This window comes from Bacteroides sp. 4_1_36, from assembly GCF_003466325.1.
In the GTDB taxonomy this organism is placed as follows: domain Bacteria; phylum Bacteroidota; class Bacteroidia; order Bacteroidales; family Bacteroidaceae; genus Bacteroides; species Bacteroides uniformis.
Genome location: NZ_QSOX01000022.1, coordinates 18,120 through 43,160, shown reverse-complemented (window position 1 = coordinate 43,160; position 25,041 = coordinate 18,120). Strand labels below are relative to the sequence as shown.

Here is a 25,041-nt window from a genome sequence, read left to right as displayed (position 1 = left end):
ATGGCAAAGGAATCAATGAAAGCACGCGAAGTAAAGCGTGCTAAATTAGTAGCCAGATATGCCGAGAAAAGAGCTGCGTTGAAGCAAATCGTTAGAACCGGTGATCCTGCTGAAGCTTTTGAAGCTGCACAGAAATTGCAGGATTTGCCTAAAAATTCTAACCCGATTCGCATGCACAACCGTTGCAAGCTGACAGGTCGTCCCAAAGGATATATCCGTCAGTTTGGCATCTCCAGAATCCAGTTCCGTGAGATGGCTTCTAACGGTCTTATTCCCGGTGTAAAGAAAGCAAGCTGGTAATTATTGTTTTTAAATATTGTCAGGGTAGGCCTGATTAATTTAATTTATTTTTTATATGACTGATCCAATAGCAGATTATTTGACGAGGTTGCGGAACGCTATTCAAGCGAAGCACAGAGTTGTGGAAGTTCCGGCTTCTAATTTGAAAAAAGAAATCACTAAGATTCTTTTTGAAAAGGGCTACATTCTTAATTATAAGTTTGTAGAAGATGGTCCTCAAGGTACAATCAAAGTTGCCTTGAAGTATGATCCGGTAAACAAGGTTAACGCAATCAAGAAGCTGGAGAGAATCTCTTCTCCGGGTTTGCGTCAATATACCGGTTATAAAGACATGCCGCGTGTTATTAATGGTTTGGGTATTGCTATAATATCTACTTCCAAGGGTGTAATGACCAACAAAGAAGCCGCTGAACTGAAGATTGGTGGTGAAGTTTTGTGTTATGTATATTAATAGGAGGAATTAGCAATGTCAAGAATAGGAAAATTACCCATTAGTATTCCCGCTGGAGTAACAGTTACTCTGAAAGATGACGTGGTTACCGTTAAGGGACCCAAAGGCGAAATGAGCCAATATGTAAATCCTGCTATCAATGTTACCATCGAAGACGGTCATGTTGTTTTGGCTGAGAATGAAAATGCAATGCTGGATAACCCCAAGCAAAAGCATGCATTCCATGGATTATACCGTTCATTGGTGCACAACATGGTTGTTGGTGTATCAGAAGGATATAAGAAAGAATTGGAACTTGTCGGTGTAGGTTACCGTGCCTCTAACCAGGGAAATATCATTGAACTGGCTTTAGGTTATACTCACAGTATCTTTATACAGTTGCCTCCTGAAGTTAAAGTTGAGACTAAGTCTGAAAGAAACAAGAATCCTTTGATTATATTGGAATCTTGCGACAAGCAGTTACTTGGTCAAGTTTGCTCTAAAATACGTTCTTTCCGTAAGCCTGAACCGTATAAGGGTAAGGGTATTAAGTTTGTTGGCGAAGAAATTCGTAGAAAGTCTGGTAAATCAGCTGGTGCTAAATAATCATTTAAATTGATATTATTATGACAACAAAAATAGAAAGACGAATTAAGATCAAATATAGAGTACGCAATAAAATTTCAGGTACTACTGAATGCCCGCGTATGAGTGTATTTAGAAGTAACAAGCAAATCTATGTTCAGATTATCGATGACTTGTCCGGTAAGACATTGGCTGCCGCTTCTTCGTTGGGTATGACTGAAAAAATGCCTAAGAAGGAACAAGCTGCTAAAGTAGGTGAACTGATTGCGAAAAAAGCTCAGGAAGCAGGTATTACTACTGTTGTTTTCGACCGTAATGGTTACTTGTATCATGGGAGAGTAAAAGAGGTGGCTGATGCTGCCCGTAACGGTGGACTTAAATTTTAATCATTATGGCAGGACTTAATAATAGAGTTAAGATTACAAACGATATAGAGCTGAAAGACAGATTGGTTGCTATTAATCGTGTAACCAAAGTAACCAAAGGTGGTAGAACTTTTAGTTTCTCTGCTATTGTGGTAGTAGGAAACGAAGAAGGCATCATCGGTTGGGGCCTTGGTAAAGCTGGTGAAGTAACCGCTGCTATTGCCAAAGGTGTTGAATCTGCAAAGAAAAACCTGACAAGAGTGCCTGTACTGAAAGGTACAGTTCCTCACGAACAGTCTGCAAAGTTCGGTGGCGCTGAAGTATTTATTAAACCGGCTTCTCACGGTACTGGTGTTGTTGCTGGCGGTGCAATGCGTGCCGTATTGGAAAGTGTTGGTGTAACAGACGTTTTGGCTAAGTCAAAAGGTTCTTCCAACCCGCACAACTTGGTAAAGGCTACTATCTTGGCATTGAGTGAAATGCGCGATGCTCGTATGGTTGCCCAGAACAGAGGAGTTAGTATGGAAAAAGTATTTAGAGGATAAGGAGGAAGAATATGTCGACTATAAAGATTAAACAAGTTAAAAGTAGAATTGGTGCTCCTGCTGATCAGAAGAGAACTCTCGATGCACTGGGACTTCATAAGTTGAATCGTGTGGTTGAACACGAATGCACTCCTTCAATTCTTGGAATGGTGGATAAGGTTAAACACTTGGTTACCATTGTTAAGTAATTATTTGTTGAATATAAAACGAATTACAATATGAACTTAAGTAATTTAAAACCTGCAGAGGGATCTACTAAAACAAGAAAGAGAATTGGACGTGGTCCGGGTTCTGGCTTGGGAGGTACTTCTACTAGAGGTCATAAAGGAGCTAAATCAAGATCTGGATACTCTAAGAAAATCGGTTTTGAAGGTGGTCAGATGCCTCTTCAACGTCGTGTACCTAAGTTTGGCTTTAAAAATATCAATCGTGTAGAGTATAAGGCTATCAACTTGGATACAATTCAGAAATTGGCTGAAGCAAAGAACTTGCAGACTGTAGGTATCAGTGACTTCATTGCTGCTGGTTTCATTTCTGCAAGCCAGTTGGTAAAAGTATTAGGTAACGGAACTTTGACTGCTAAGTTGGATGTACAAGCACATGCATTTTCTAAGACTGCTGTTGCTGCCATCGAAGCTGCTGGTGGACAAGTAGTAAAACTCTAATTCAATGAGAAAAGCTATTGAAACATTAAAGAATATATGGAAAATTGAGGATCTGAGACAACGGATCCTCATTACCATATTGTTTGTGGCAATCTACCGTTTTGGTTCGTATGTCGTTTTGCCGGGTATCAATCCGTCAATGCTGACACAATTGCATCAACAGACAAGCGAAGGTCTTTTAGCCTTGTTAAATATGTTTTCCGGAGGAGCATTTTCCAATGCCTCTATTTTTGCATTGGGTATCATGCCGTACATCTCTGCCTCCATTGTGATTCAGTTGCTGGGTATTGCGGTTCCGTATTTCCAGAAATTGCAGCGCGAAGGTGAGAGTGGTAGAAGAAAAATGAATCAATATACTCGTTATCTGACGATTCTTATTCTTTTGGTTCAGGCTCCTTCTTATTTGCTCAATCTTAAGATGCAGGCTGGTCCTTCTTTAAATGCTTCATTAGATTGGACTCTGTTTATGTTTACTTCTACCATTATTTTAGCGGCTGGAAGTATGTTTATTTTGTGGCTTGGTGAGAGAATTACGGATAAGGGTATCGGTAATGGTATTTCGCTGATTATCATGATTGGTATCATCGCCCGTCTGCCACAGTCCTTATTCCAGGAATTGATTTCCCGTATGACGGACAAGACTGGTGGTCTGGTAATGTTCTTGATTGAGCTTGTTGTTCTGCTGGTTGTTATTGCATTCGCTATTCTTTTGGTGCAGGGAACTAGAAAGATTCCTGTACAATATGCGAAGAAGATCGTGGGTAACAAGCAATATGGCGGTGCTAGACAGTATATTCCTTTGAAGGTGAATGCTGCTAACGTGATGCCTATCATTTTTGCTCAGGCTATCATGTTTATTCCTATCACTCTTGTTGGGTTCTCAAATGTAAATGATGCAAGTGGTTTCGTACGTGCATTGACTGATCATACAAGCTTTTGGTATAATTTGATTTTTGCAGTGTTGATTATATTGTTTACGTATTTCTATACTGCAATTACTATTAACCCGACTCAGATGGCTGAAGATATGAAGAGAAACAATGGTTTTATTCCGGGTATCAAGCCAGGAAAGCAAACTGCTGAGTATATTGACGTGATTATGTCGCGTATTACTTTGCCTGGTTCTTTCTTCTTGGCCTTGGTTGCCATTATGCCTGCGTTTGCCGGTATATTCGGTGTGAAAGCTGAGTTTGCTCAATTCTTTGGCGGTACATCTTTGTTAATCCTTGTGGGTGTGGTGCTTGATACTCTCCAGCAGGTAGAAAGTCATTTGTTGATGAGACACTATGACGGTTTGCTGAAATCCGGACGTATTAAAGGCCGCAGTGGTAATGTAGCTGCATATTAATCTTTTTTGAAGAATGATATTTCTTAAAACAGAAGATGAAATAGAGCTGCTCCGCAAGAGTAATTTGCTTGTTGGAAAGACGTTGGCTGAGATAGCTAAGGTTATAAAGCCCGGAGTGACAACAAAAGAGCTGGATAGGGTGGCGGAAGAGTTCATCAGAGACAATGGTGCTGTTCCAACCTTTAAAGGTTTTCCTAATCAATATGGCGATCCGTTTCCAGCTTCTATTTGCACATCTGTAAATGACCAGGTGGTACATGGTATTCCGGGAGATGATGTGGTACTGAAAGATGGTGATATCGTGTCTGTTGATTGTGGTACTTACATGAATGGCTTTTGTGGCGACTCAGCCTATACGTTTTGTGTAGGTGAAGTTGACGAAGAAGTCCGCAAATTACTGAAGGTTACTAAAGAAGCATTGTACATAGGGATACAGAATGCCGTTCACGGCAAGCGGTTGGGTGATATCGGTTATGCGATACAGCAGCACTGCGAATCTAATTCTTATGGTGTGGTGCGTGAGTTTGTGGGTCACGGAATAGGCAAGGAAATGCATGAAGATCCTCAGGTTCCCAATTACGGAAAGCGTGGTTATGGGACAATGCTGAAGAAAGGCTTGTGCATTGCCATTGAACCGATGATAACTTTAGGTAACCGACAAATACTCATGGAGCGTGATGGCTGGACGGTGAGGACAAAAGACCGCAAGTGTGCAGCTCATTTTGAACATACGATAGCAGTCGGCACTGGTGAAGCTGATATATTGTCATCATTCGAGTTCATTGAAGAAGTATTAGGAGATAAAGCAATTTAAGAAATTAATATGGCAAAGCAATCTGCAATAGAACAAGATGGAGTTATAGTTGAAGCATTGTCTAATGCAATGTTTCGTGTTGAATTAGAAAACGGACATGAGATTACTGCACATATTTCCGGTAAGATGCGGATGCATTACATCAAAATCCTGCCAGGGGATAAAGTAAGAGTCGAAATGTCTCCTTACGATTTATCGAAAGGAAGAATTGTATTTAGATATAAATAAAATTAAGATATGAAAGTAAGAGCATCCTTAAAGAAACGTACGCCAGAGTGTAAGATCGTTAGACGTAATGGCCGTTTGTATGTTATTAACAAGAAAAATCCTAAGTATAAACAACGTCAAGGATAATATTATTATTTTTGCAAAAAAAATAATTTAGTATATGGCTATAAGAATAGTTGGTGTCGATTTGCCTCAAAACAAGAGAGGTGAAGTTGCGTTGACCTATGTATATGGTATAGGTCGTAGTAGTTCAGCAAAAATTTTGGATAAAGCAGGTGTTGACAGAGACCTGAAAGTAAAAGACTGGACGGATGATCAGGCTGCCAAGATTCGTGAGATCATTGGTGCAGAGTATAAGGTTGAAGGTGATCTTCGTTCTGAAGTTCAATTGAACATTAAGCGTTTAATGGATATCGGTTGCTATCGTGGTGTTCGTCATCGTATTGGTCTTCCAGTAAGAGGTCAGAGCACAAAGAACAATGCCCGTACTCGTAAGGGTAGAAAGAAAACCGTTGCTAATAAGAAAAAAGCTACTAAATAATAATTGTTGATATGGCAAAAAAAACAGTTGCAGCAAAAAAGAGAAATGTGAAGGTTGATGCTAATGGACAGTTGCATGTTCATTCATCTTTTAACAACATTATTGTTTCTCTGGCAAACAGCGAAGGTCAGATCATTTCTTGGTCTTCTGCCGGAAAGATGGGTTTTAGAGGTTCAAAGAAGAACACTCCCTACGCAGCACAGATGGCTGCTCAAGATTGTGCTAAGATAGCATACGATCTTGGCTTGAGAAAGGTAAAAGCATATGTGAAGGGCCCGGGTAACGGACGTGAGTCTGCTATTAGAACTATCCACGGTGCAGGTATCGAGGTTACTGAAATCATTGACGTAACTCCGCTTCCGCACAACGGTTGTCGTCCTCCGAAAAGACGTAGAGTTTAAAATTTACCTTTAATAGAAGTGAGACTTGATTTTGTTATTGGATTGTAAACTTTCTCTCTGCAATCGCGGCTGCAACAAACCCAAGTTCATGAATAAACAATTAAATATTTAAAAGAAATGGCTAGATATACTGGACCAAAATCAAGAATAGCCCGTAAATTCGGTGAAGGTATCTTTGGAGCAGATAAAGTATTGTCAAAGAAGAACTATCCTCCCGGACAGCACGGTAATTCCAGAAAGAGAAAGACTTCTGAATACGGTGTTCAACTTCGTGAGAAACAGAAAGCCAAATATACTTATGGCGTTTTGGAAAAACAATTCCGCAACTTGTTTGAGAAGGCTGAGACTGCTAAAGGTATTACTGGTGAAATCCTTCTCCAATTGTTGGAAGGTCGCCTTGACAATATCGTATTCCGTTTGGGTATTGCTCCTACTCGCGCAGCTGCTCGTCAGTTGGTGAGCCACAAGCACATTACTGTAGACGGTGAGGTTGTGAATATTCCTTCTTATGCAGTGAAACCGGGTCAGGTGATCGGTGTTCGTGAAAGATCCAAATCATTGGAAGTTATCGCTAATTCACTGGCTGGCTTTAACCATAGCAAATATCCTTGGTTGGAATGGGATGATAACTCTAAGGTAGGCAAATTGCTGCATGTACCTGAAAGAGCAGACATTCCTGAAAACATTAAAGAGCATTTGATCGTAGAATTGTATTCTAAATAATAATTAATTTCATGGCGATATTAGCATTTCAAAAACCTGATAAAGTATTAATGTTGGAAGCGGACTCTAGATTCGGAAAATTCGAATTTCGTCCGTTGGAGCCCGGTTTCGGTATTACCGTGGGTAATGCACTGCGCCGCATCCTGCTTTCTTCATTGGAAGGTTTTGCTATCACTACTATCAAGATAGACGGTGTTGAGCATGAATTTTCCAGTGTTCCGGGGGCAAAAGAGGATGTTACTAACATTATCTTGAATCTGAAACAAGTGAGATTCAAGCAAGTAGTTGAAGAATTCGAGAGTGAGAAAGTAAGTATTACAGTCGAGAATTCAAGTGAATTTAAAGCAGGTGACATAGGTAAGTATTTGACTGGATTTGAAGTGTTAAATCCTGAATTAGTTATTTGTCATTTAGATTCAAAGTCGACTATGCAGATAGATATTACGATCAACAAAGGTCGTGGTTATGTTCCTGCTGACGAAAACCGCGAATATTGCACCGATGTGAACGTAATTCCTATCGATTCTATTTATACTCCGATACGTAATGTGAAGTATCAGGTAGAGAACTTCCGTGTAGAGCAGAAGACCGACTACGAGAAACTGGTACTTGAGATTACTACCGACGGTTCCATTCATCCGAAAGAAGCCCTGAAAGAAGCTGCAAAGATTCTGATTTATCACTTCATGCTTTTCTCTGACGAGAAGATCACGCTGGAAACAAATGATGTTGACGGCAATGAAGAGTTTGATGAAGAAGTATTGCACATGCGTCAGTTGCTGAAGACCAAGCTCGTTGATATGGATCTCTCTGTACGTGCCCTCAACTGTCTGAAGGCTGCAGATGTAGAGACTCTTGGTGACTTGGTACAATTCAACAAGACGGATTTGCTGAAATTCAGAAACTTCGGAAAGAAATCGCTTACCGAGCTTGATGATTTGCTGGAAAGTCTGAATCTGTCGTTTGGAACTGATATTTCTAAATATAAATTAGATAAAGAATAAAAAATGAGACATAATAAGAAATTCAACCATTTGGGTCGTACTGCCTCTCATAGAAACGCTATGTTGGCTAATATGGCGTGTTCTTTGATTAAGCACAAAAGAATCACTACGACCGTTGCAAAGGCTAAAGCTTTGAAGAAGTTTGTTGAGCCTTTGATTACAAAGGCTAAAGACGATACGACTAATTCCCGTCGTGTTGTATTTAGCAATTTGCAAGACAAGTATGCTGTAACTGAATTGTTTAAAGAAATCTCTGTGAAGATTGCTGATCGTCCGGGTGGTTACACTCGTATTATCAAGACTGGTAACCGTTTGGGTGACAATGCTGAAATGTGCTTCATTGAACTCGTTGACTACAACGAAAACATGGCTAAGGAAAAGGTTGCCAAGAAGGCTACTCGTACCCGCCGTTCAAAGAAATCTGCTGCTACTGAAGCTACTCCTGCTGCAGAAACTGCTGCACCAGTTGCAGAAGCTCCTGCTGCTGAGGAAGCTAAAGCTGAATAATTCAACTATTCTTTTTATATATAGAAGCCGTTCCAATTTGTTTGGAGCGGCTTTTTATTTCCTATAAATCATCCAAGAAACATTAAAAGATGTGTGCATTAAACAAATTCCTGAAAGAAACTGTTATATTTGCACATAGATATGGCTAAATTCTTAAGATTCATAGGATTCATGGTGCTTGCATTGGCTTTATGGCAGACTGTAAGCGATACATTTGCCAATAAAGCGGCGAGTGGTGGGAATGTTGTGAGTGAGAATACTATTGCCGTACATGAGCAGACTGATGCCTATATTGCGATGCCTCAATTGCCTTATCTGCCGGATGCAGAGCTGGCGGGCATGGGTGGACAATTACATTCGCTGACGTACTCCCGTATACAGCGCATTTCTACCACGGAATATATATTTTCTTTAAAGGACTGGATTGACAAACTGGCCCAGCGAGCGGCTGTTTTGTCTCTGCATCGTGAGAAACTCTATGATGCCACTGCCTATTATCGTTGCCAGCCGGTGTGCGAATATTACATTTTCACACTAAGGCGTATTCTCATTTAGTGTTTTATTGAATCTTCCTTTTTCCCTTGTGTATGGTCAGACTATGTGTTTTTGCAGGGGAATACTGTATTTTCTATTTCTAATAAATTCATTAAAACATATTATAATTATGGCAACTCAAACTATTGACGCAACTCTTTTTGCGTCTTCACATCCCGATATTGTAAAGCGTACCAGTGTTTCAGGACTTATCTTTTCAGTAGCTATGCTGCTGGTCGGTGTTTTTATTTTTGCATCCATTTTTGAGATGAGTGATAAATCTTCCACTCTCAGCATGGCTTTGATGGTGCTGGGTACGGCATTCGTCTTGCTTGGCGTGTTCCGTCTGTTTTGGAAATCGAAGGAAGTGGTCTATTTGCCGACGGGCAGTGTGACCAAGGAACGCAGTGTTTTCTTCGATTTGAAATATTTGGGCAAACTTACAGATATGATTGAGAATGAACAGCTGAATGGCGAGACTGAAATAAAAAGTAGCGGCAGTGGAAATGTGCGCATGGATGTCATGATTTCGCAGGACAATAAATTTGCGGCTGTACAGTTGTATCAGTTTGTGCCTTACACGTATACTCCGGTAACTTCCGTACGCTACTATACGGGTAGCGATGCGGTTGCAGTGTCTACTTTCCTGGAGAAATGTAAAACAGCATAATCAGTCAAAGAGTTAGACTTGACTTTAACTGTGGTGGGGATTAGTCGGCAACGGCAATCCCCATTTTTTTCATCAGGAAGCAGGCGTTCATATTCTGGGCGATACCTGGGCGTAAGCGGTAGGAGAAGGTCAGTTCATTGTCTGTAATGTCTGCTTCGAAGCGATAGTTGCGGATGTCATCGGGGAAGAGGTCGATGAGTGTTCCCAGCAGCAGGTCGTGGGTGGCAATGATGCCATTGGCCTGCAAAGTCATGAATTGCTTGATAAGGGCAAAGGAGCCTTTCTGCTTGTCCATGGAGTTGGTACCTTTCAGAATTTCGTCGAGGATGATGAAAAGCTCCTCACCAGCCTGCAGCTTGTCTATGATGAGTTTCAGACGTTTGAGTTCGGCAAAGAAGTAGGACTCGTTGTCGTTCAGTGAATCCGAGGTACGCAGGCTAGTGATGAGCCGGGCCGGGCATATTTCCATTTGGCGGGCACAGACGGGGGCGCCGATGCAGGCAAGGAGGTAATTGATGCCCACCGTACGCAGATAGGTGCTTTTCCCTGCCATGTTGGCGCCGGTGACGATGATGAAAAACGGTCGTTTCACCATGTCGATGTCATTGCGGACACAGCGGTCACGGTTCATCAGCGGATGGCCCAGGGCTTCGGCACAGAGACGGAAGGAGGAAGGGGCATTGATGGGTGCTTCCGTTTCAGAATTGCTTTCTTCTTCTTTATTCAGGTTTCCTTTCCCCTTTCTTTCCGCTTGAACTATCTTTGGGTAAATATAGTCCGGGTGATTATAGGCAAATGTTGCCAGTGAGTTGAGCGCATCCATTTGTCCGATGGCATCGAGCCACCCGGGCAGTTCAGCGGCATATTGCTCTTTCCAGGCTTCAATGCGCATGATTTGACGCAGTTCCCAGAAGAAGAGGCCGTTCAGAATGACGTACATAAAGACATTGTTGCGTTGGTCGAGTTCATCCATGAGCTTGTTCAGCCTGCTGATGGAGTGGGAGGCTTTCCGTTTTTCTCCGCCAATCTGTTGTTTTATCTCTTTGAGCAGGGTGGCTTGTGCAGGCTGCTTTTCCATGAGGTGGAGCAGGGCGGCGTAGGTGGAGAGAATTTGCAGTTTTTTGCCATAGATGGCCTGCATCTTGGTGACTTTGCCAGTGAAGCCGAAGCCGGCGATGACGAAGCAGGTCCAGATGATGCCGTAGATACTTGCGGACAGAATTCCTGCCATGACGAGTGCGAGGCAGATGAGGTTGGCTCCCGTCACCAGTACCGGCAGGAGGCGCAGTAATTTCCGGCTCCGGAAGATGCTCGGACTTTCCGCCCATTGGCACAGTTCTGTTTCATCGGCGGCTTTTCCTTTGTACAGCAGGCCGAGGATACGGAAGCGCTGACGGAATTTCAGTTCCGGAGCCAGTTCACTGACGGCTTCTTGTCGGCGGATGATTTCTTCCTTTCTCTCGAGATGTTTCCCCAGCCAGTGGGCGAGGCGGTGTTTCCCGGGCTGTGTGCAGGTACGGTTGATGTACTGGAAAAGGGAATGCGGACCGAAAACATCCAAATCATAGGTGTAGAGATGGGTGGGGTCGATGTATGCTTCGCCGTCATCGAAAGAAGACGTATCGTAATCCAGAGCGGCGAGTTCCTGCTCGTTGATTTCCATCTTCTTTTCCAGATAGTCCTTGCGATGGAACAGCCGGTTGTGGTATTTCATTAAAAATAGGAACGGCAGTAGGGTGATGAGGGCAATGCAGGCCAGTATACCCCAGCTCTCGCTCCAGAAATAGATAATTCCTACTACTCCTGCCACAAACAGCAGCAGGCGCAGGCTGCCGATGCGGTAAATCTTCTGTTGTACTTTATTCAGTTCTTGTCTTGCCTCTTCTGCCGTGTTGCGGTAGACGGCGCTGATTTTATCTATCGTATTTATTTGCTCCATACATGTTAAGTTTAAGGCAAAGATATACATTTCCAATTGTTTTTTCCGCGATTTTTTGTCTACTTCCGATAAAAAATGTACCTTTCGCTCACTAAAACAAAGTTTCAGAAAAGAGGAGGTTGGGATATGAAGAAGAGTTGGTTGTTAGGCGTTCTGATGTTGCTGGCGGTTTTGCCGGTGGGGGCGCAACAGGTAATGTATTCCAATCTGAAAGAGTTGGTGGAGAACCGTGGCGATACGGTTACCACACTGAAGATTGAGAAGCGTACAAAGAACCAGATTTACCTCATGGGCGGTGCCGATTATCGTATTACGGTAGACGACAATCCCGGTCTTTGCCGTTATTTGAAGTCCCGTTGTTATGCTGTACGGGTAGATACCTCGCTTTATGTCAATTGCCGTAAGATGCGCTATAAGCGTTATCGCTTCGGGCAGTGGTATGCACCTGCCATGTGGCTCGGTGGAAAGGTTTACTTCTGTGCACAGCCTGTGGGACAAGCAGCCACCAGTACCATGACTCCCGATGATGCCACACGATTGGGCGGTGAAGTGGGAGACGCCATCAATGCTTCGGGACTGGTGCATGCCCGCGTCTATTACGAACTGAATCCCGAAACCGGAAAGTCCGAGTTCGTGGGACGTGAGCGAATGATGCAATTGCTTGCCGGATACCCGACACTGCACGCCGAATTCGAGAAAGAAACAAGCGAGTCGGCAAAGGTCATCGGCAAGTATCTGCGTGCACTCCGTCCATTAATCACTAACCATTAATCATTAATAAGATGATATTATTGCAAGACGTGCCCGATGGGTACGAATACTGCTTTGCGGGTAACGGAAAGTGCCCCAAAGCCTCTTCCTGCCTGCGGGCGATAGCGGCACAACTGTTGTCCGAGAGTGAAGCCCCCCAACCACAGTCCGTTCGTGCGGTGAATCCTTTTTATGTCGGCAGCTTGTCCGGGTCCTCCACTTGTGCCCGTTACCGCTCCAGCGAGCAGCTGCACTATGCCCGCGGTATGACACGCCTTTTCGACGAAGTGCCCGCCAAGCTGCTTTTCACCGTGCGCCATCGCGTGATGGGATGCTTCTCTTGCGAACGCTATTACTATCATTGCCGCAAGGGCGAGCGCCCTATCTCTCCCGAAGAACAGCAGCGGATAGCCCGGGTATTCAATGCGGTAGGCATAGGCACTAAGCCTAAGTTCGACCACTACGAGTATGCGGTAGCTTGGTGACCGGCTGCAAAGTCACTGCACACCTTTTGCAGCATCACTGCAAACCCGTTGCAGTCGCGCTGCAAAGCAGTTGCAGTATCACTGCAAATAGGTATGCAGTGATGCTGCAAACGGTATGCAGTGGCACTGCAAAATGCATGCACTCACTTTGCAGTGAGAAGTCGCTGTTGTTCACGTTGTTACAGTATGAATACAATGAGGCCTTATCTCCCTCTTTTCGGCCTGCTGTTTACAGATTGCAGAAGAAGGATACGAATACCGGTACACTCATATCAATTAATATTCCGTGGAATATAGCGATAGGAATCACGTCCTTTCCGGAATATTGGGTGATGGAGGGTAGAAGTACATCCATCGAATTGACACCTGCCGCCGATATAGGTGCCAGCTTGCCGAAATATTTCCGGATGAGCGGTGCACCCAGCAAAGCCATCATTTCACGGAAGATATTGGCAAGCAGGGCGATGGTGCCCAGCTCCGTGGCGAGTTGCAGGCCTATGGAAGGTTCCTTGAATTGCGTAATCAGAATGGAGGAAAGCGAATAATAAGCAAATCCGCTACCCACCGCCATGCAGTCGAACACACTCCATTGGCTCAACAGCAGACTGGCGAAGGCGGAGAACAACAGCGTTCCCACAATGGTGGCCATCGGCACCAAAAGCATTTTGGGCCGCAGGCTCTTGACCAGCTCCTTCAGTTTCTTGTTGCTCCCGATGCCGATGCCCACCTGGAACATCAATGCATAGAGCACATACATGGATAAGTCGTGCAGGTCGAACTGAAAATCATTGGCTACTCCCATCAGGCAGCCGGCACAGAAAAATGCAACAACCGTCAAACTTCCCTTCATCTCTTCTCTCCTTTCTTGAAAAATAGGTGAAACACCATCAGTGAGGCCAACATGCTGCCCGTAATGCTCAGTGAGGCCAGTACGGCGGCCTGCCACCCGAATCTTCCCAGGTTGTCAACAATCAGACGGTTGGAACCGATGGATACACCGAGTACAAAGAGTAGCAGTAAGATGGTGAGCGAGGCGCTTTTCTCCACTTTTTGCAACATTTGTACGTTACGCATCAGGTATCCGATACCGATTCCTATAAACATGATGGATATAATTGTAAACATAAGTTTTCTTCTTTTTTGGGTGAATACATAGGTTAGTCCGGTTTCTTCGAACGGAAACTCCATACACGGCATTTCCCCTTCCTTTTCTCGGTAAGGGAAGTGCAAAATAGTAAAATGTAAATTGCAGGGTAGTTAAATGAATCCGCTGAACCAATGTACGTGCACTATGAAATGGCCGCATAAGGTCTTGTTGCCCCATGCAGCATTGCGCGTATTGTATGTTGTAGTTAAGTACTGGTTCATATCGTTTTTGAATTTCGGTGCAAAGGTAATGCTAGTTTGAATAATTTCCAAATAAATATTCATAAATTGTTTTGCGAAAAAAAGACTCTTCAGTGCGTGGCCCCCCCCGTAAAAACATTATTTTTGCAAGAGAATAGAGGAAATACAAGAGCTCCTTTGTTTAGAAATATAGTTTTAAAAAGAGAAGAGATATGAAAAGATTGAGAGATTTAACTGCTGTTCTTGGCATGGTTGCTTTAACTGCTTGCAACAACGCCTCCATTGAAGGCTCCTGGGTGGAGCCGGTTCCGGGAATGCCCGGCATGCAGCAAGGTTTCGTTCTTGATGGGGACGGAAGCGCTTCTTCCATTAACATGGCCACCTTGAAATATGAGGCATGGAAAAAAGTAGGAAACCGGTTGTTGCTTTCAGGTACCAGCATCGGCAATCACCAGGATATTTCCTTCACGGATACGCTGACAATAGAAAAACTGACGCAGGACAGCCTGATTCTCAAAAGAAGAGAGTTGCTCTTGAAATATGCCAGGAACAATGAAGCACTGAATCAAGAAACAATACCTGCCGCGGTGCTTACCCCTGCCAAGAAACTTTTGTCGGTAAAAGGCGAGCTGGTCGTCGGCCATGAGGTGCGTTCCTTCAAGGCCGAAGGAGATTCTGCCGATTATTGGATTGTGGATGAGACCGGAGAACTCATGCAAAAATATGATGATATGACGAAAGGAGTTAAAAACGGAAAACCGGTATACGTAGAGTTGGAAGTAATCGATATGGGCAAAGCCGATGACGGATTTGCCGCCGATTATGAAGGTGTCTATCAGATAATGAAAATCAATAAAATGGCTTTAAAATAGAATTCCTCTTTGTTGGTTTCTGACTAAAAGATAAATAATCCCGGCATTCCATTGCGAATGTCGGGATTTATTTCTATATTGCGGCAAATATAACCCTTGTGGGCTGACACTTTGTAAATCCTTAATCTTTATAGGACATGGAGATAACCTTAAGTAAAACATTGCCTTCCTATCCTTCCTTTGTCGAGGGTATCCGGCGGGCACCCGACCGTGGCTACACCCTTACCCCTGCGCAGACGGCTACGGCATTGAAGAACGCTTTGCGCTACATCCCCAAAGAGCTGCACGAAACCCTCGCTCCGGAGTTCATGGAAGAACTGCGTACACGTGGACGTATCTATGGCTACCGCTACCGCCCGCAGGGCGACCTCAAAGCGAAACCCATCGACGAATACAAGGGGAACTGCATTGAAGGCAAGGCATTCCAGGTGATGATTGACAATAATCTTTGTTTCGACATCGCCCTTTATCCGTATGAATTAGTTACCTATGGTGAGACGGGACAGGTCTGCCAGAACTGGATGCAATACCGGCTCATCAAGCAGTACCTCGAAGTGTTGACGCGCGAACAGACACTGGTCATCGAAAGCGGACATCCGTTGGGGCTTTTCAAGTCCAAGCCCGAGGCGCCCCGTGTCATCATTACCAATGCGCTGATGGTGGGGCTCTATGATAATCAGAAGGACTGGCACACCGCTATGCAGATGGGCGTTGCCAACTACGGGCAGATGACTGCCGGCGGCTGGATGTACATCGGTCCGCAGGGCATCGTGCACGGCACGTTCAACACGTTGCTGAATGCAGGCCGTCTGAAACTGGGCATTCCGCAGGACGGCGATTTGCGCGGACGCTTGTTTGTTTCTTCCGGTCTGGGAGGCATGAGCGGTGCGCAGCCCAAAGCTGCCGAGATGGCAGGGGCGGCGGCAATCATTGCCGAGGTGGATGCTTCCCGCATCGAAACCCGCCATACCCAGGGCTGGGTGGGACACGTTACAGATTCTCTGGAAGAAGCCTTTTCGCTGGCTCGACAAGCTATGGACGAGTGTCGCCCGGTTTCTGTGGCCTATCACGGCAATGTCGTCGATTTGCTGGAATATGCGGTGCAGAAGCAGTTGCACATAGATTTACTTTCCGACCAGACTTCCTGCCATGCCATCTATGAGGGCGGTTACTGTCCTGCCGGACTGACGTTTGAGCAGCGTACCCATATGCTGCACGAGAATCCGTCGAAGTTCCGGTGTCTGGTGGATGCTTCCTTGGAGCGTCATTTCAAGGCTATAAAAAGGCTGGTGGAACACGGCGCGTACTTCTTCGATTATGGGAACTCCTTCATGAAAGCCGTCTACGATGCCGGCGTGAGCGAAATTGCTCGGGACGGAGATGATAAGAACGGCTTCATCTTTCCCAGCTATGTGGAAGACATAATGGGACCGGAACTGTTTGATTATGGTTATGGTCCGTTCCGCTGGGTGTGCCTCAGTGGAAAACATGAAGACTTGGTGAAGACCGACCGTGCGGCGATGGAATGTATCGACCCTACACGTCGCGGGCAAGATTTGGATAACTATAATTGGATTCGTGATGCGGAGAAAAACAACTTGGTGGTAGGCACGCAGGCTCGTATTCTTTATCAGGATGCCGTGGGACGTATGAATATAGCTTTGCGCTTCAATGAAATGGTGCGTAAGGGAGAGGTCGGCCCCATTATGTTGGGACGCGACCATCACGATGTCAGCGGTACAGACTCTCCATTCCGTGAAACATCCAATATCAAGGACGGCAGTAATGTCATGGCAGATATGGCGGTGCAGTGTTTTGCTGGAAACTGTGCGCGTGGCATGAGCTTGGTGGCCTTGCACAATGGAGGTGGCGTAGGTATCGGAAAAGCCATCAACGGCGGTTTCGGCATGGTGTGCGACGGTAGTGAGCGGGTAGACGAAATCCTGCGTTCCGCTATGTTGTGGGATGTGATGGGTGGTGTGGCCCGCCGTTCGTGGGCACGCAATCCGCATGCCATGGAGACGAGCGAGGAGTTTAACCGTACGCATGCAGACGGCTATCATATCACGATGCCGTATGTGGCTGATGAGAAGTTGGTGCAGAAAGTGGTGAAGGAGTAAGTAAAGTGATGATTTCATTTTTTAGACGCGGATAACGCGGATTTTTTCTTTCAAAAGAATCCCGACGTCTCTGTATTCCGATAAAAAGAATCCGCGTCATCTGCGTCTGAAAAATCAGAGTATATATATTTTTTTTTAAAGAGCATTATGAATAAGATTATGGAATGCGTCCCCAATTTCAGCGAAGGGCGCGATTTGCAGAAGATAGATAAGATAGTAGCTCCTTTTCGGGGCAAACAAGGTGTGAAACTGTTGGATTACAGTAACGATGAAGACCACAACCGCCTTGTGGTGACCGTAGTGGGCGAGCCGGAACCGCTTCGTGATGCTGTGCTCGAAGCTATCGGCGTGGCAGTAGAGCTGATAGACCTCAATCACCATCAGGGACAGCATCCTCGTATGGGTGCTGTAGATGTAGTACCTTTTATCCCCATCCGGAATGTGACGATGGAAGAAGCCGTTGCCCTCTCGAAAGAAGTGGGCAAGGAGGTTGCAAAACGTTACAATCTTCCCGTCTTCTTATATGAAAAGTCTGCTTCTGCCCCTCATCGGGAGAATTTGGCTGCTGTCCGTAAAGGGGAGTTCGAAGGTATGGCCGAGAAGATAAAGCAACCGGAATGGCATCCCGACTTCGGACTGGCCGAACGTCATCCCACCGCAGGCACAGTGGCTATCGGTGCCCGCATGCCTTTGGTGGCCTATAACATCAACCTCAATACCCCCAGTCTGGAGATAGCCCATGACATCGCTAAGAAAATCCGTTTCATCGGCGGAGGACTGCGTTATTGCAAGGCAATGGGAGTGGAGTTGAAGGACCGCGGCATCACGCAGGTATCCATCAACATGACGGACTATACCCGCACCGCCCTCTACCGTGCTTTCGAACTGGTGCGTGTGGAAGCCCGCCGCTACGGCGTCAGTATTGTGGGCAGTGAGATTATCGGTCTGGTGCCGATGGAGGCCTTGATAGATACAGCGTCCTACTATCTGGGATTGGAGAACTTCTCCATGGAGCAAGTCTTAGAAGCACGAATGTAACCGAATTAAATAGTACTAACTTAATTCCCCTCCCTACGGGGGAGGGGTTAGGAGAGAGGCTTTATGACAGAAAACCTTATTATATTCAATACCCGTGTAGTGACCCCCCTCGGCTTTTCTGCCCGTTGCGGCAAGGAGATGGAGCAACTGAGCATCATCGACAATGCTACGGTGGAAGTGACCGATGGCATCATCACCTACGTCGGACCTAACCGTGGAGAGGAGCGTGACGGCTATTATCAGCACTACTGGCATTACAATGCCCGCGGCAAGTGTCTGCTACCCGGCTTTGTGGACTCACACACACATTTTGTGTTTGGTGGCGAGCGTGCCGAGGAGTTCTCCTGGCGTTTGAAGGGAGAGAGTTACATGTCCATCATGGAACGTGGAGGAGGCATCGTGAGTACGGTGAAAGTTACCCGTGCATGTAATTTCATCCAGCTGCGCAGCAAGGCGGAGGGCTTTCTGAAGCAGATGAGTGCTATGGGAGTGACTACCGTAGAGGGAAAGAGCGGCTACGGTCTGGACAAGGAAACCGAGCTCCTGCAGCTTCGGGTGATGCGTAGCCTTAATAATGACGAGCACAAGCGTGTAGACGTTGTCTCCACTTTTCTCGGTGCACATGCTGTGCCTGCAGAATACAACGGACAGACGGACGAGTACGTGGACTACATTATCCGCGAAGTGATGCCCGTAGTGGTTCATAATAATTTGGCAGAGTTCTGCGATGTCTTCTGTGAGCAGGGCGTTTTCTCCATCGAGCAGTCCCGTCGCCTTTTGCTGGCAGCCAAGGAAATGGGACTTGCCTTGAAACTCCATGCCGACGAGATTGTACCATTAGGGGGTGCCGGACTGGCTGCTGAACTTTCTGCCGTCTCTGCCGACCATCTGCTGCATGCTTCGGATGCGGACATCCACGCCATGGCCGACAAGAGAGTTGTGGCGACCCTTCTTCCGCTGACAGCCTTTACTTTGAAAGAACCCTATGCTCGTGGACGCGAAATGATTGATGCCGGTTGTGCCGTGGCCCTTGCCACCGACCTCAATCCGGGCAGTTGTTTCTCCGGCTCCATCCCCCTGACATTTGCCTTGGCGTGCATTTATATGAAAATGAGTATTGAAGAGGCCATCACTGCCCTGACCTTGAACGGTGCCGCCGCCTTGAACCGCGCGGATAGCATCGGCAGCATCGAGGTGGGCAAGAAAGGAGACTTCGTAGTGCTCAATACGGATAATTATCACTTTCTACCTTATTATGTAGGTATGAATTGTGTCAATACCACCATAAAGGGGGGAGTGCTTTATCCTGTACTTTAAGAAGTGCTGATATCCCCTCTTAATCCTTAATCTTTAATATTTAATATCATGTTAGTTGATTTGACAGTAAAGGAATTTTTGAATAAAGTGGCGGGTAGCGATCCCGTCCCCGGTGGCGGTAGTATTGCCGCTTTGAACGGTGCTATTGCTTCTGCTCTTGCCGCTATGGTTGCTAACCTCACCATCGGTAAGAAAGGTTATGAACTTCACGAAGAGCTGATGCGCCATATCTCCGGAGTTGCCTTGCAGCAAAAGGAGGCTTTTGTAGCAGATATAGACCGCGACTCTGAAGCCTACGACAAGGTGTTTGCCTGCTTCAAGATGCCGAAAGCTACGGATGAGGAAAAGGCGGCGCGCAGCGCTGCCATCCAGGAGGCTACCAAGTTTGCCGCCCTTGTTCCCATGCAGGTGGCACGCAATGCGTATGAGCTGATGACGGTCATCATGGATGTAGCCCGCCTGGGCAACCGCAATGCCGTTACGGATGCTTGTGTGGCCATGATGTCTGCCCGTTCGGCTGTGCTGGGCGCACTGATGAATGTACGCATCAACCTGGGTTCGCTGAAGGACAAGGAGTTTGTGTCCAAGCTCCAAAGTGAAGCCGACGAATTGGAACGCCTGGCTTGTGCGAAAGAAAAGGAATTGTTGGACGAAATCAATCAAGAGCTGAAAGTATGAACAATGTCTATTATGTAGGTTCCGGTGAGTTGACCTTCGACCTCATCGAACGTATCATCAATGAAAACCTGAAACTGGAGCTGGCTCCGGAAGCCAAGCTGCGGATACAGAAGTGCCGCGATTATCTGGACAAGAAGATTGCGGAGTCGGAAGAACCCTTGTATGGCATTACTACCGGTTTCGGTTCGTTGTGCAGTAAGAGCATTTCGTCGGACGAGCTGGGCACCTTGCAGGAAAATCTCATCAAGAGCCATGCTTGCAGTGTGGGCGAGGAGATACGCCCGGTCATCATCAAACTGATGATGTTGCTCAAGGCGCATGCCCTCTCTTTGGGGCATAGCGGTGTGCAGGTCATCACCGTGCAGCGCATCCTAGATTTCTTCAATAACGACGTGATGCCTATCGTTTATGACCGTGGCTCACTGGGCGCCTCCGGCGACCTGGCTCCTCTGGCCAACCTCTTCTTGCCGCTTATCGGTGTGGGCGATGTCTATTATAAAGGAAAGAAGCGCGAGGCTATCAGTGTGCTCGATGAGTTCGGTTGGGAACCGGTGAAGCTGATGAGTAAAGAGGGATTGGCATTACTCAACGGTACCCAGTTTATGAGTGCCAACGGTGTCTTTGCCATTCTCAAAGCCTTTCGTCTCTCCAAGAAAGCCGACTTGATTGCCGCCCTTTCCCTGGAAGCTTTCGACGGACGTATCGATCCCTTCATGGACTGTATCCAGCAGATTCGTCCACACAAGGGACAGATAGAAACGGGTGCCAACTTCCGCAAGCTATTGGAAGGCAGCGAGCTGGTAGCCAGTCCCAAGCAGCATGTGCAAGACCCTTATTCGTTCCGTTGCATCCCTCAGGTGCATGGGGCAACGAAAGACGCCATCCGTTACGTGTCTTCCGTTCTGCTGACGGAAATCAATTCCGTGACTGACAATCCTACTATCTTCCCCGATGAGGACCGTATCATTTCAGGCGGTAACTTCCACGGCCAGCCGCTTGCCATCTCCTACGACTTTCTCGGCATCGCCCTGGCAGAACTGGGCAATATATCCGAGCGGCGCATCGCCCAGCTTATCATGGGGTTGCGCGGACTTCCGGAATTCCTTGTTGCCAATCCCGGTCTGAACTCCGGTTTCATGATTCCGCAATATGCCGCCGCATCTATGGTGAGCCAGAACAAGATGTACTGCTATGCCGCCAGCAGCGACTCCATCGTTTCCTCCAACGGGCAGGAAGACCATGTCAGCATGGGTGCCAATGCAGCTACTAAGCTTTATCGCATTATGGACAATCTGGAGCATATCCTTGCCATCGAACTGATGAATGCCGCTCAAGGCATCGACTTCCGCCGTCCGGCAAAGACTTCTCCCGTTCTGGAGCGTTTCCTGCACGAATATCGCAAGGAAGTCCCTTTTGTGAAGGAAGACATCGTGATGTATAAGGAAATCCATAAGACAGTCGCTTTCCTCAACCGGACAAAGTTTGATTATTAGGAACTTCCCAATAAATCTGCCAGAAACATAATAATTATTAATCTGTTAACAATAAGAAAGGAAACTTAATTGGCGAATTGAGTTTTCTTTCTATATTTGTCCCGTTTTATTCCGATAATGAATAAAAATAGTTTTAGTTTAGAAAGGGAAGAAAAATGGGCGAACACACGAAGCATTCAACATCACGGGTGGAACTGAGGGAACGTATCATTCTGGCCGCCGTAGAATTATTTACAACAAATGGAATAAAAAGTATCACGATGGATGAGATTGCCGCATCTTTGGGTATCTCTAAGCGCACTCTCTACGAAGTTTTTCCGGACAAGGAAACCTTGTTGGAAGAATGTATCCTGAAGTCCCAGAAGGATGGTGATATTTTTGTGAAAGGAGTAATAGAGACTTCCAGTAACGTATTGGAAGTTTTGTTGAGATGTTATCAGTGGAGCATAGAGCGTTTTCATGCCACGAACAAGAAGTTTTTTGAGGATATCAAGAAATATCCCAAGGCTTATCAGTTGATGAAGAACAATCGGAACCGGAGCTCGGAAGATACAGTGAACTTCTTCAAAGAGGGCGTGAAGCAAGGCATTTTTCGTGATGATGTGAATTTCGCCATTATCAATCTGCTCGTGCGCGACCAGCTCGATTTGCTGATGAATTCGGACATCTGCAATGAGTATTCTTTCCTTGAAGTGTACGAATCTATCATGTTCACTTTCTTGCGCGGTATCTCTACGGAGAAGGGTGCCCGTGTCCTGGAGGACTTTATCTGCGAATATCGCAAGAATCAGGTAAAGCCGGATGAAACGAAGGAGTAGTTTTAATAAATAATCTATTTTTGATTTATGAAGATGCAGAGATTTTGGGTAGGCAGAGCACTACTGTTGGCAGTTGCTGTGCTGTATGCCGGCGGCTATGTGCGCGCACAAGAGGCAAAGGATACCCTGACCCTGACCCTTGACCGTGCCTTGGAGATTGCTTTAAGCGACAATCCTACCATAAAGGTGGCGGAGGAAGAAATTGCTTTGAAGAAAGTGACTCACAAGGAGACCTGGCAGAACTTGCTTCCGCAGGCAAGCATTGACGGTACGTGGAATCATACCATCAGTGCGGCACAGATGAATCTTGGTGGACAGTCGTTCAAGATGGGTATGGACAATTCGAATACGGTAAGCGGGGTGCTGAATATCAGTTTGCCCATATTCGCCCCTAGCGTATATAAGGCCATGTCGATGACGAAGACAGACATTGAACTGGCTGTGGAAAAGTCACGGGCTTCTAAGCTGGACTTGGTGAACCAGGTAACTAAGGGTTACTATCAGCTGATGCTGACGCAAGACTCCTACGATGTGTTGCAGAAGAGCTATAAGCTGGCGGAAGACAACTACAACATTGTCAATGCCAAGTATCAGCAGGGTGCCGTCAGTGAGTTCGATAAAATCAGTGCCGAGGTGCAGATGCGCAGCATTAAGCCGAATGTGATTTCGGCGGGTAATGCCGTGACGTTGTCCAAGTTGCAGTTGAAGGTACTGATGGGGGTAACGGCCGATGTGGATATAGAGATTGCCGACAATCTCGGCAACTATGAGACGGAGCTGTTTGCCAATGAACTGAATCAGCCCGCTGCCAATCTGAACAATAATACGACGATGAAGCAGTTGGACTTGAACCGGAAGATGCTCAATCAGAACATCAAGTCACTCCGTGCCAACTTCATGCCTACTTTGGGTATGAACTATTCTTACCAGTACCAGTCACTCTACAACGAGGATTGGAACATCCTCGATTATAATTGGAGCGGAAGTTCCGCACTGATGTTTACGCTGAGTATTCCTTTGTATAAGGCAAGCAATTTCACCAAGCTCAAGTCCAACCGTATTCAGATACGTCAGTTGGAGCAGAACCGTCTGGACACAGAGCGAAAGCTGAACATGCAGATTACCAGCTATCAGAACAACATGGCTGCCAGTTCTGAGCAGGTTGTCAGCAACCGCGAGAATGTGATGCAGGCACAGAAAGCTGTGCAGATTGCCGGTAAACGCTATGAGGTAGGCAAAGGTACGGTGTTGGAGCTGAACACATCGCAAGTGCAGCTTACGGAGGCTGAACTGACTTACAATCAGTCCATCTATGATTATCTGGTAGCGAAGGCTGACCTTGACCAAGTGCTGGGAAAGGATTATATTGCAGAGAACGAAGAATGAAGAACTAAGAATGAAGAATAGAAATAAGAACAACGATATGAAAAAAGGTTTTCAATGGATGGCCCTGCTGGTTGTTGCCATGCTGGGGGCATGTAGCGGAGGTAGTGATAAAGCTGCTGCTGAGAAGGTGGACGAAAAGCCGAGGGTGAAACTGGCCGAGGTGTCGTCCCGTCCCGTGGAACAGATTCAGGAATACACCGCTACGGTGGAAGCCGAAGTAAAAAACAATATTGCTCCCTCTTCTCCGGTGCGTATAGACCGCATCTTTGTGGAGGTGGGCGACCGCGTGTCGAAAGGCCAGAAGCTGGTCAGCATGGATGCTGCCAATCTGAAGCAGATAAAATATCAGCTGGACAACCAGCAGATAGAGTTCAAGCGTATTGACGAGTTGTATAAGGTAGGCGGTGCCTCCAAATCGGAGTGGGATGCCGCCAAGATGAATCTCGACATCCGTGAGACTTCCTATAAGAATCTCTTGGAGAACACCTCGTTGCTCAGTCCCATTAACGGGGTGGTGACGGCACGCAATTACGATAACGGAGATATGTATAGCGGTGGAGAACCGGTACTGGTAGTGGAGCAAATCACTCCGGTAAAACTATACATCAACGTATCCGAAGGCTACTTTACCAAAGTGAAGAAGGGCGCTCCCGTATCCGTGAAAGTGGATGTCTATGGTGACGAGGAGTTCGAAGGCAAAATCAGCCTTGTTTATCCTACCATCGACCCGGCTACCCGTACTTTCCCGGTAGAGATACAGCTTGTCAACCGTGACCAGCGCGTACGTCCGGGAATGTTTGCCCGCGCCACGCTGAACTTCGGGACACAGGACCACGTGGTTGTTCCCGACCTGGCCATTGTGAAGCGTGCCGGTTCGGGCGACCGCTATGTCTATGTCTACAAGGACGGCAAGGTGTCTTATAATAAGGTGGAGCTTGGCCGTCGTATGGATACGGAGTATGAGTTGATTTCCGGTGTAGACAACAACTCTCAAGTTGTTATTGCCGGACAGTCTAAATTAGCCGATGGTGTGGAAGTCGAAGTAGAAAAATAATATGGTAATGTGATAATATGCTAATGTGCCGATGTAGCTACATTGCGCAGCCAATTAGCATATTAGCACATTGGCAAATTAAAG

General features: G+C 46.1%; 32 protein-coding genes. 29 read left to right on the top strand and 3 right to left on the bottom strand.

Annotated features, from left to right (window positions below; genetic code table 11):
- The 18 genes from rpsN to DXD65_RS17290 all read left to right on the top strand — a co-directional run bounded on the left by rpsN (position 1) and on the right by DXD65_RS17290 (position 9,660).
- Complete coding sequence (rpsN, locus tag DXD65_RS17375; protein WP_005825697.1) at positions 1-300, top strand: 30S ribosomal protein S14; 300 nt, start codon at positions 1-3, stop codon at positions 298-300.
- Positions 301-355: 55 nt separating this feature from the next.
- Positions 356-751: a 30S ribosomal protein S8 gene (gene rpsH / locus DXD65_RS17370; protein WP_004291226.1), complete on the top strand. Its 396-nt coding sequence runs from the start codon at positions 356-358 to the stop codon at positions 749-751.
- Positions 752-766: 15 nt separating this feature from the next.
- The gene (rplF, locus tag DXD65_RS17365) at positions 767-1,336 is read left to right on the top strand and encodes a 50S ribosomal protein L6 (RefSeq protein WP_005825696.1); all 570 of its coding nucleotides are present in this window, start codon (positions 767-769) and stop codon (positions 1,334-1,336) included.
- A 20-nt stretch (positions 1,337-1,356) separates the two neighbouring features.
- Positions 1,357-1,701, top strand: a complete 345-nt coding sequence (gene rplR, locus DXD65_RS17360; protein ID WP_005656518.1) for a 50S ribosomal protein L18 — start codon at positions 1,357-1,359, stop codon at positions 1,699-1,701.
- A 5-nt stretch (positions 1,702-1,706) separates the two neighbouring features.
- Entirely contained in the window at positions 1,707-2,225 is a 519-nt protein-coding gene (gene rpsE, locus DXD65_RS17355; protein WP_005825693.1) for a 30S ribosomal protein S5, read from the top strand.
- 11 nt (positions 2,226-2,236) lie between these two features.
- Positions 2,237-2,413, top strand: a complete 177-nt coding sequence (rpmD, locus tag DXD65_RS17350; RefSeq protein ID WP_004291222.1) for a 50S ribosomal protein L30 — start codon at positions 2,237-2,239, stop codon at positions 2,411-2,413.
- A 30-nt stretch (positions 2,414-2,443) separates the two neighbouring features.
- Positions 2,444-2,890: a 50S ribosomal protein L15 gene (gene rplO / locus DXD65_RS17345; protein ID WP_005825692.1), complete on the top strand. Its 447-nt coding sequence runs from the start codon at positions 2,444-2,446 to the stop codon at positions 2,888-2,890.
- A 4-nt stretch (positions 2,891-2,894) separates the two neighbouring features.
- Positions 2,895-4,238, top strand: a complete 1,344-nt coding sequence (gene secY / locus DXD65_RS17340; protein WP_005825690.1) for a preprotein translocase subunit SecY — start codon at positions 2,895-2,897, stop codon at positions 4,236-4,238.
- A 13-nt stretch (positions 4,239-4,251) separates the two neighbouring features.
- Positions 4,252-5,052 (top strand): type I methionyl aminopeptidase, encoded by an 801-nt coding sequence (gene map, locus DXD65_RS17335; RefSeq protein WP_005825687.1) that lies wholly within the window; start codon positions 4,252-4,254, stop codon positions 5,050-5,052.
- Positions 5,053-5,061: 9 nt separating this feature from the next.
- Positions 5,062-5,280 carry a translation initiation factor IF-1 gene (infA, locus tag DXD65_RS17330; RefSeq protein WP_002558052.1) on the top strand — a complete coding sequence of 73 codons (219 nt, stop codon included), beginning with the start codon at positions 5,062-5,064 and terminating at the stop codon, positions 5,278-5,280.
- Positions 5,281-5,289: 9 nt separating this feature from the next.
- Positions 5,290-5,406: a type B 50S ribosomal protein L36 gene (gene ykgO, locus DXD65_RS17325; protein WP_002558051.1), complete on the top strand. Its 117-nt coding sequence runs from the start codon at positions 5,290-5,292 to the stop codon at positions 5,404-5,406.
- A 34-nt stretch (positions 5,407-5,440) separates the two neighbouring features.
- Entirely contained in the window at positions 5,441-5,821 is a 381-nt protein-coding gene (rpsM, locus tag DXD65_RS17320; protein ID WP_004291218.1) for a 30S ribosomal protein S13, read from the top strand.
- Between the two features lie 11 nt (positions 5,822-5,832).
- A complete protein-coding gene (gene rpsK / locus DXD65_RS17315) occupies positions 5,833-6,222 on the top strand; it encodes a 30S ribosomal protein S11 (protein ID WP_002558049.1) in 390 nt (129 codons plus the stop codon).
- A gap of 117 nt (positions 6,223-6,339) precedes the next feature.
- Positions 6,340-6,945: a 30S ribosomal protein S4 gene (rpsD, locus tag DXD65_RS17310; protein WP_005825685.1), complete on the top strand. Its 606-nt coding sequence runs from the start codon at positions 6,340-6,342 to the stop codon at positions 6,943-6,945.
- Between the two features lie 11 nt (positions 6,946-6,956).
- Positions 6,957-7,949, top strand: a complete 993-nt coding sequence (locus DXD65_RS17305) for a DNA-directed RNA polymerase subunit alpha (RefSeq protein ID WP_005825683.1) — start codon at positions 6,957-6,959, stop codon at positions 7,947-7,949.
- 3 nt (positions 7,950-7,952) lie between these two features.
- Positions 7,953-8,456, top strand: a complete 504-nt coding sequence (rplQ, locus tag DXD65_RS17300) for a 50S ribosomal protein L17 (RefSeq protein ID WP_117887834.1) — start codon at positions 7,953-7,955, stop codon at positions 8,454-8,456.
- Between the two features lie 141 nt (positions 8,457-8,597).
- Positions 8,598-9,011 carry a hypothetical protein gene (locus tag DXD65_RS17295; RefSeq protein WP_005825677.1) on the top strand — a complete coding sequence of 138 codons (414 nt, stop codon included), beginning with the start codon at positions 8,598-8,600 and terminating at the stop codon, positions 9,009-9,011.
- A gap of 109 nt (positions 9,012-9,120) precedes the next feature.
- Positions 9,121-9,660 carry a hypothetical protein gene (locus tag DXD65_RS17290; protein WP_005833536.1) on the top strand — a complete coding sequence of 180 codons (540 nt, stop codon included), beginning with the start codon at positions 9,121-9,123 and terminating at the stop codon, positions 9,658-9,660.
- A gap of 40 nt (positions 9,661-9,700) precedes the next feature.
- On the opposite strand, the gene DXD65_RS17285 is transcribed toward DXD65_RS17290, so the two are convergent.
- On the bottom strand, positions 9,701-11,599 hold the full coding sequence (locus tag DXD65_RS17285; RefSeq protein ID WP_117878994.1) for a MutS family DNA mismatch repair protein: 1,899 nt from the start codon (positions 11,597-11,599) through the stop codon (positions 9,701-9,703).
- Positions 11,600-11,725: 126 nt separating this feature from the next.
- On the opposite strand from DXD65_RS17285, the gene DXD65_RS17280 reads away from it, so the two are divergent.
- Together DXD65_RS17280 and DXD65_RS17275 are read left to right on the top strand one after the other, a co-directional pair.
- Positions 11,726-12,370 carry a DUF6563 family protein gene (locus DXD65_RS17280; protein ID WP_313736639.1) on the top strand — a complete coding sequence of 215 codons (645 nt, stop codon included), beginning with the start codon at positions 11,726-11,728 and terminating at the stop codon, positions 12,368-12,370.
- A gap of 11 nt (positions 12,371-12,381) precedes the next feature.
- Entirely contained in the window at positions 12,382-12,834 is a 453-nt protein-coding gene (locus tag DXD65_RS17275; protein ID WP_117878931.1) for a DUF6078 family protein, read from the top strand.
- 229 nt (positions 12,835-13,063) lie between these two features.
- On the opposite strand, the gene DXD65_RS17270 is transcribed toward DXD65_RS17275, so the two are convergent.
- Together DXD65_RS17270 and DXD65_RS17265 are read right to left on the bottom strand one after the other, a co-directional pair.
- Positions 13,064-13,684, bottom strand: a complete 621-nt coding sequence (locus DXD65_RS17270; RefSeq protein WP_005825665.1) for a lysine exporter LysO family protein — start codon at positions 13,682-13,684, stop codon at positions 13,064-13,066.
- Positions 13,681-13,959: a LysO family transporter gene (locus DXD65_RS17265; RefSeq protein WP_005825664.1), complete on the bottom strand. Its 279-nt coding sequence runs from the start codon at positions 13,957-13,959 to the stop codon at positions 13,681-13,683. Before DXD65_RS17265 ends, DXD65_RS17270 begins: the two co-directional genes overlap by 4 nt.
- Before the next feature lie 434 nt (positions 13,960-14,393).
- Here DXD65_RS17265 and DXD65_RS17255 point away from each other — a divergent pair, with 434 nt between their 5' ends.
- The 9 genes from DXD65_RS17255 to DXD65_RS17215 all read left to right on the top strand — a co-directional run bounded on the left by DXD65_RS17255 (position 14,394) and on the right by DXD65_RS17215 (position 24,957).
- Entirely contained in the window at positions 14,394-15,053 is a 660-nt protein-coding gene (locus tag DXD65_RS17255; protein WP_117887833.1) for a lipocalin family protein, read from the top strand.
- 137 nt (positions 15,054-15,190) lie between these two features.
- A complete protein-coding gene (locus tag DXD65_RS17250) occupies positions 15,191-17,173 on the top strand; it encodes a urocanate hydratase (RefSeq protein WP_117887832.1) in 1,983 nt (660 codons plus the stop codon).
- A 147-nt stretch (positions 17,174-17,320) separates the two neighbouring features.
- Complete coding sequence (gene ftcD / locus DXD65_RS17245) at positions 17,321-18,211, top strand: glutamate formimidoyltransferase (RefSeq protein WP_005833514.1); 891 nt, start codon at positions 17,321-17,323, stop codon at positions 18,209-18,211.
- A gap of 63 nt (positions 18,212-18,274) precedes the next feature.
- On the top strand, positions 18,275-19,528 hold the full coding sequence (gene hutI, locus DXD65_RS17240; protein ID WP_117887831.1) for an imidazolonepropionase: 1,254 nt from the start codon (positions 18,275-18,277) through the stop codon (positions 19,526-19,528).
- 48 nt (positions 19,529-19,576) lie between these two features.
- Complete coding sequence (locus DXD65_RS17235) at positions 19,577-20,206, top strand: cyclodeaminase/cyclohydrolase family protein (RefSeq protein WP_098032616.1); 630 nt, start codon at positions 19,577-19,579, stop codon at positions 20,204-20,206.
- On the top strand, positions 20,203-21,699 hold the full coding sequence (hutH, locus tag DXD65_RS17230; RefSeq protein WP_057256342.1) for a histidine ammonia-lyase: 1,497 nt from the start codon (positions 20,203-20,205) through the stop codon (positions 21,697-21,699). The genes DXD65_RS17235 and hutH overlap by 4 nt, the downstream gene beginning before the upstream one ends.
- A 155-nt stretch (positions 21,700-21,854) precedes the next feature.
- On the top strand, positions 21,855-22,517 hold the full coding sequence (locus DXD65_RS17225) for a TetR/AcrR family transcriptional regulator (RefSeq protein WP_005825647.1): 663 nt from the start codon (positions 21,855-21,857) through the stop codon (positions 22,515-22,517).
- A gap of 27 nt (positions 22,518-22,544) precedes the next feature.
- Positions 22,545-23,903, top strand: coding sequence for a TolC family protein (locus tag DXD65_RS17220; protein WP_005825645.1), 1,359 nt, complete (start codon positions 22,545-22,547; stop codon positions 23,901-23,903).
- Between the two features lie 37 nt (positions 23,904-23,940).
- A complete protein-coding gene (locus tag DXD65_RS17215) occupies positions 23,941-24,957 on the top strand; it encodes an efflux RND transporter periplasmic adaptor subunit (RefSeq protein WP_016271985.1) in 1,017 nt (338 codons plus the stop codon).
- Positions 24,958-25,041 lie beyond the last annotated feature (84 nt).

Excerpts from the sequence above, each read along its gene's own strand:
- DXD65_RS17255 (WP_117887833.1), top strand. The coding sequence starts at position 14,394 with ATGAAAAGATTGAGAGATTTAACTGCTGTTCTTGGCATGGTTGCTTTA.
- DXD65_RS17305 (WP_005825683.1), top strand. The coding sequence starts at position 6,957 with ATGGCGATATTAGCATTTCAAAAACCTGATAAAGTATTAATGTTGGAA.
- ykgO (WP_002558051.1), top strand. The coding sequence starts at position 5,290 with ATGAAAGTAAGAGCATCCTTAAAGAAACGTACGCCAGAGTGTAAGATC.
- rplQ (WP_117887834.1), top strand. The coding sequence starts at position 7,953 with ATGAGACATAATAAGAAATTCAACCATTTGGGTCGTACTGCCTCTCAT.
- secY (WP_005825690.1), top strand. The coding sequence starts at position 2,895 with ATGAGAAAAGCTATTGAAACATTAAAGAATATATGGAAAATTGAGGAT.
- rpsD (WP_005825685.1), top strand. The coding sequence starts at position 6,340 with ATGGCTAGATATACTGGACCAAAATCAAGAATAGCCCGTAAATTCGGT.
- DXD65_RS17225 (WP_005825647.1), top strand. The coding sequence starts at position 21,855 with ATGGGCGAACACACGAAGCATTCAACATCACGGGTGGAACTGAGGGAA.
- rpsH (WP_004291226.1), top strand. The coding sequence starts at position 356 with ATGACTGATCCAATAGCAGATTATTTGACGAGGTTGCGGAACGCTATT.
- infA (WP_002558052.1), top strand. The coding sequence starts at position 5,062 with ATGGCAAAGCAATCTGCAATAGAACAAGATGGAGTTATAGTTGAAGCA.
- DXD65_RS17250 (WP_117887832.1), top strand. The coding sequence starts at position 15,191 with ATGGAGATAACCTTAAGTAAAACATTGCCTTCCTATCCTTCCTTTGTC.
- DXD65_RS17215 (WP_016271985.1), top strand. The coding sequence starts at position 23,941 with ATGAAAAAAGGTTTTCAATGGATGGCCCTGCTGGTTGTTGCCATGCTG.
- rpmD (WP_004291222.1), top strand. The coding sequence starts at position 2,237 with ATGTCGACTATAAAGATTAAACAAGTTAAAAGTAGAATTGGTGCTCCT.
- hutH (WP_057256342.1), top strand. The coding sequence starts at position 20,203 with ATGAACAATGTCTATTATGTAGGTTCCGGTGAGTTGACCTTCGACCTC.
- DXD65_RS17235 (WP_098032616.1), top strand. The coding sequence starts at position 19,577 with ATGTTAGTTGATTTGACAGTAAAGGAATTTTTGAATAAAGTGGCGGGT.
- hutI (WP_117887831.1), top strand. The coding sequence starts at position 18,275 with ATGACAGAAAACCTTATTATATTCAATACCCGTGTAGTGACCCCCCTC.
- rplR (WP_005656518.1), top strand. The coding sequence starts at position 1,357 with ATGACAACAAAAATAGAAAGACGAATTAAGATCAAATATAGAGTACGC.
- DXD65_RS17285 (WP_117878994.1), bottom strand. The coding sequence starts at position 11,599 with ATGGAGCAAATAAATACGATAGATAAAATCAGCGCCGTCTACCGCAAC.
- rplO (WP_005825692.1), top strand. The coding sequence starts at position 2,444 with ATGAACTTAAGTAATTTAAAACCTGCAGAGGGATCTACTAAAACAAGA.
- map (WP_005825687.1), top strand. The coding sequence starts at position 4,252 with ATGATATTTCTTAAAACAGAAGATGAAATAGAGCTGCTCCGCAAGAGT.
- ftcD (WP_005833514.1), top strand. The coding sequence starts at position 17,321 with ATGAATAAGATTATGGAATGCGTCCCCAATTTCAGCGAAGGGCGCGAT.
- DXD65_RS17280 (WP_313736639.1), top strand. The coding sequence starts at position 11,726 with ATGAAGAAGAGTTGGTTGTTAGGCGTTCTGATGTTGCTGGCGGTTTTG.
- rpsN (WP_005825697.1), top strand. The coding sequence starts at position 1 with ATGGCAAAGGAATCAATGAAAGCACGCGAAGTAAAGCGTGCTAAATTA.
- DXD65_RS17270 (WP_005825665.1), bottom strand. The coding sequence starts at position 13,684 with ATGAAGGGAAGTTTGACGGTTGTTGCATTTTTCTGTGCCGGCTGCCTG.
- DXD65_RS17295 (WP_005825677.1), top strand. The coding sequence starts at position 8,598 with ATGGCTAAATTCTTAAGATTCATAGGATTCATGGTGCTTGCATTGGCT.
- rpsM (WP_004291218.1), top strand. The coding sequence starts at position 5,441 with ATGGCTATAAGAATAGTTGGTGTCGATTTGCCTCAAAACAAGAGAGGT.
- DXD65_RS17290 (WP_005833536.1), top strand. The coding sequence starts at position 9,121 with ATGGCAACTCAAACTATTGACGCAACTCTTTTTGCGTCTTCACATCCC.
- rpsE (WP_005825693.1), top strand. The coding sequence starts at position 1,707 with ATGGCAGGACTTAATAATAGAGTTAAGATTACAAACGATATAGAGCTG.
- DXD65_RS17265 (WP_005825664.1), bottom strand. The coding sequence starts at position 13,959 with ATGTTTACAATTATATCCATCATGTTTATAGGAATCGGTATCGGATAC.
- rplF (WP_005825696.1), top strand. The coding sequence starts at position 767 with ATGTCAAGAATAGGAAAATTACCCATTAGTATTCCCGCTGGAGTAACA.
- DXD65_RS17275 (WP_117878931.1), top strand. The coding sequence starts at position 12,382 with ATGATATTATTGCAAGACGTGCCCGATGGGTACGAATACTGCTTTGCG.
- DXD65_RS17220 (WP_005825645.1), top strand. The coding sequence starts at position 22,545 with ATGAAGATGCAGAGATTTTGGGTAGGCAGAGCACTACTGTTGGCAGTT.
- rpsK (WP_002558049.1), top strand. The coding sequence starts at position 5,833 with ATGGCAAAAAAAACAGTTGCAGCAAAAAAGAGAAATGTGAAGGTTGAT.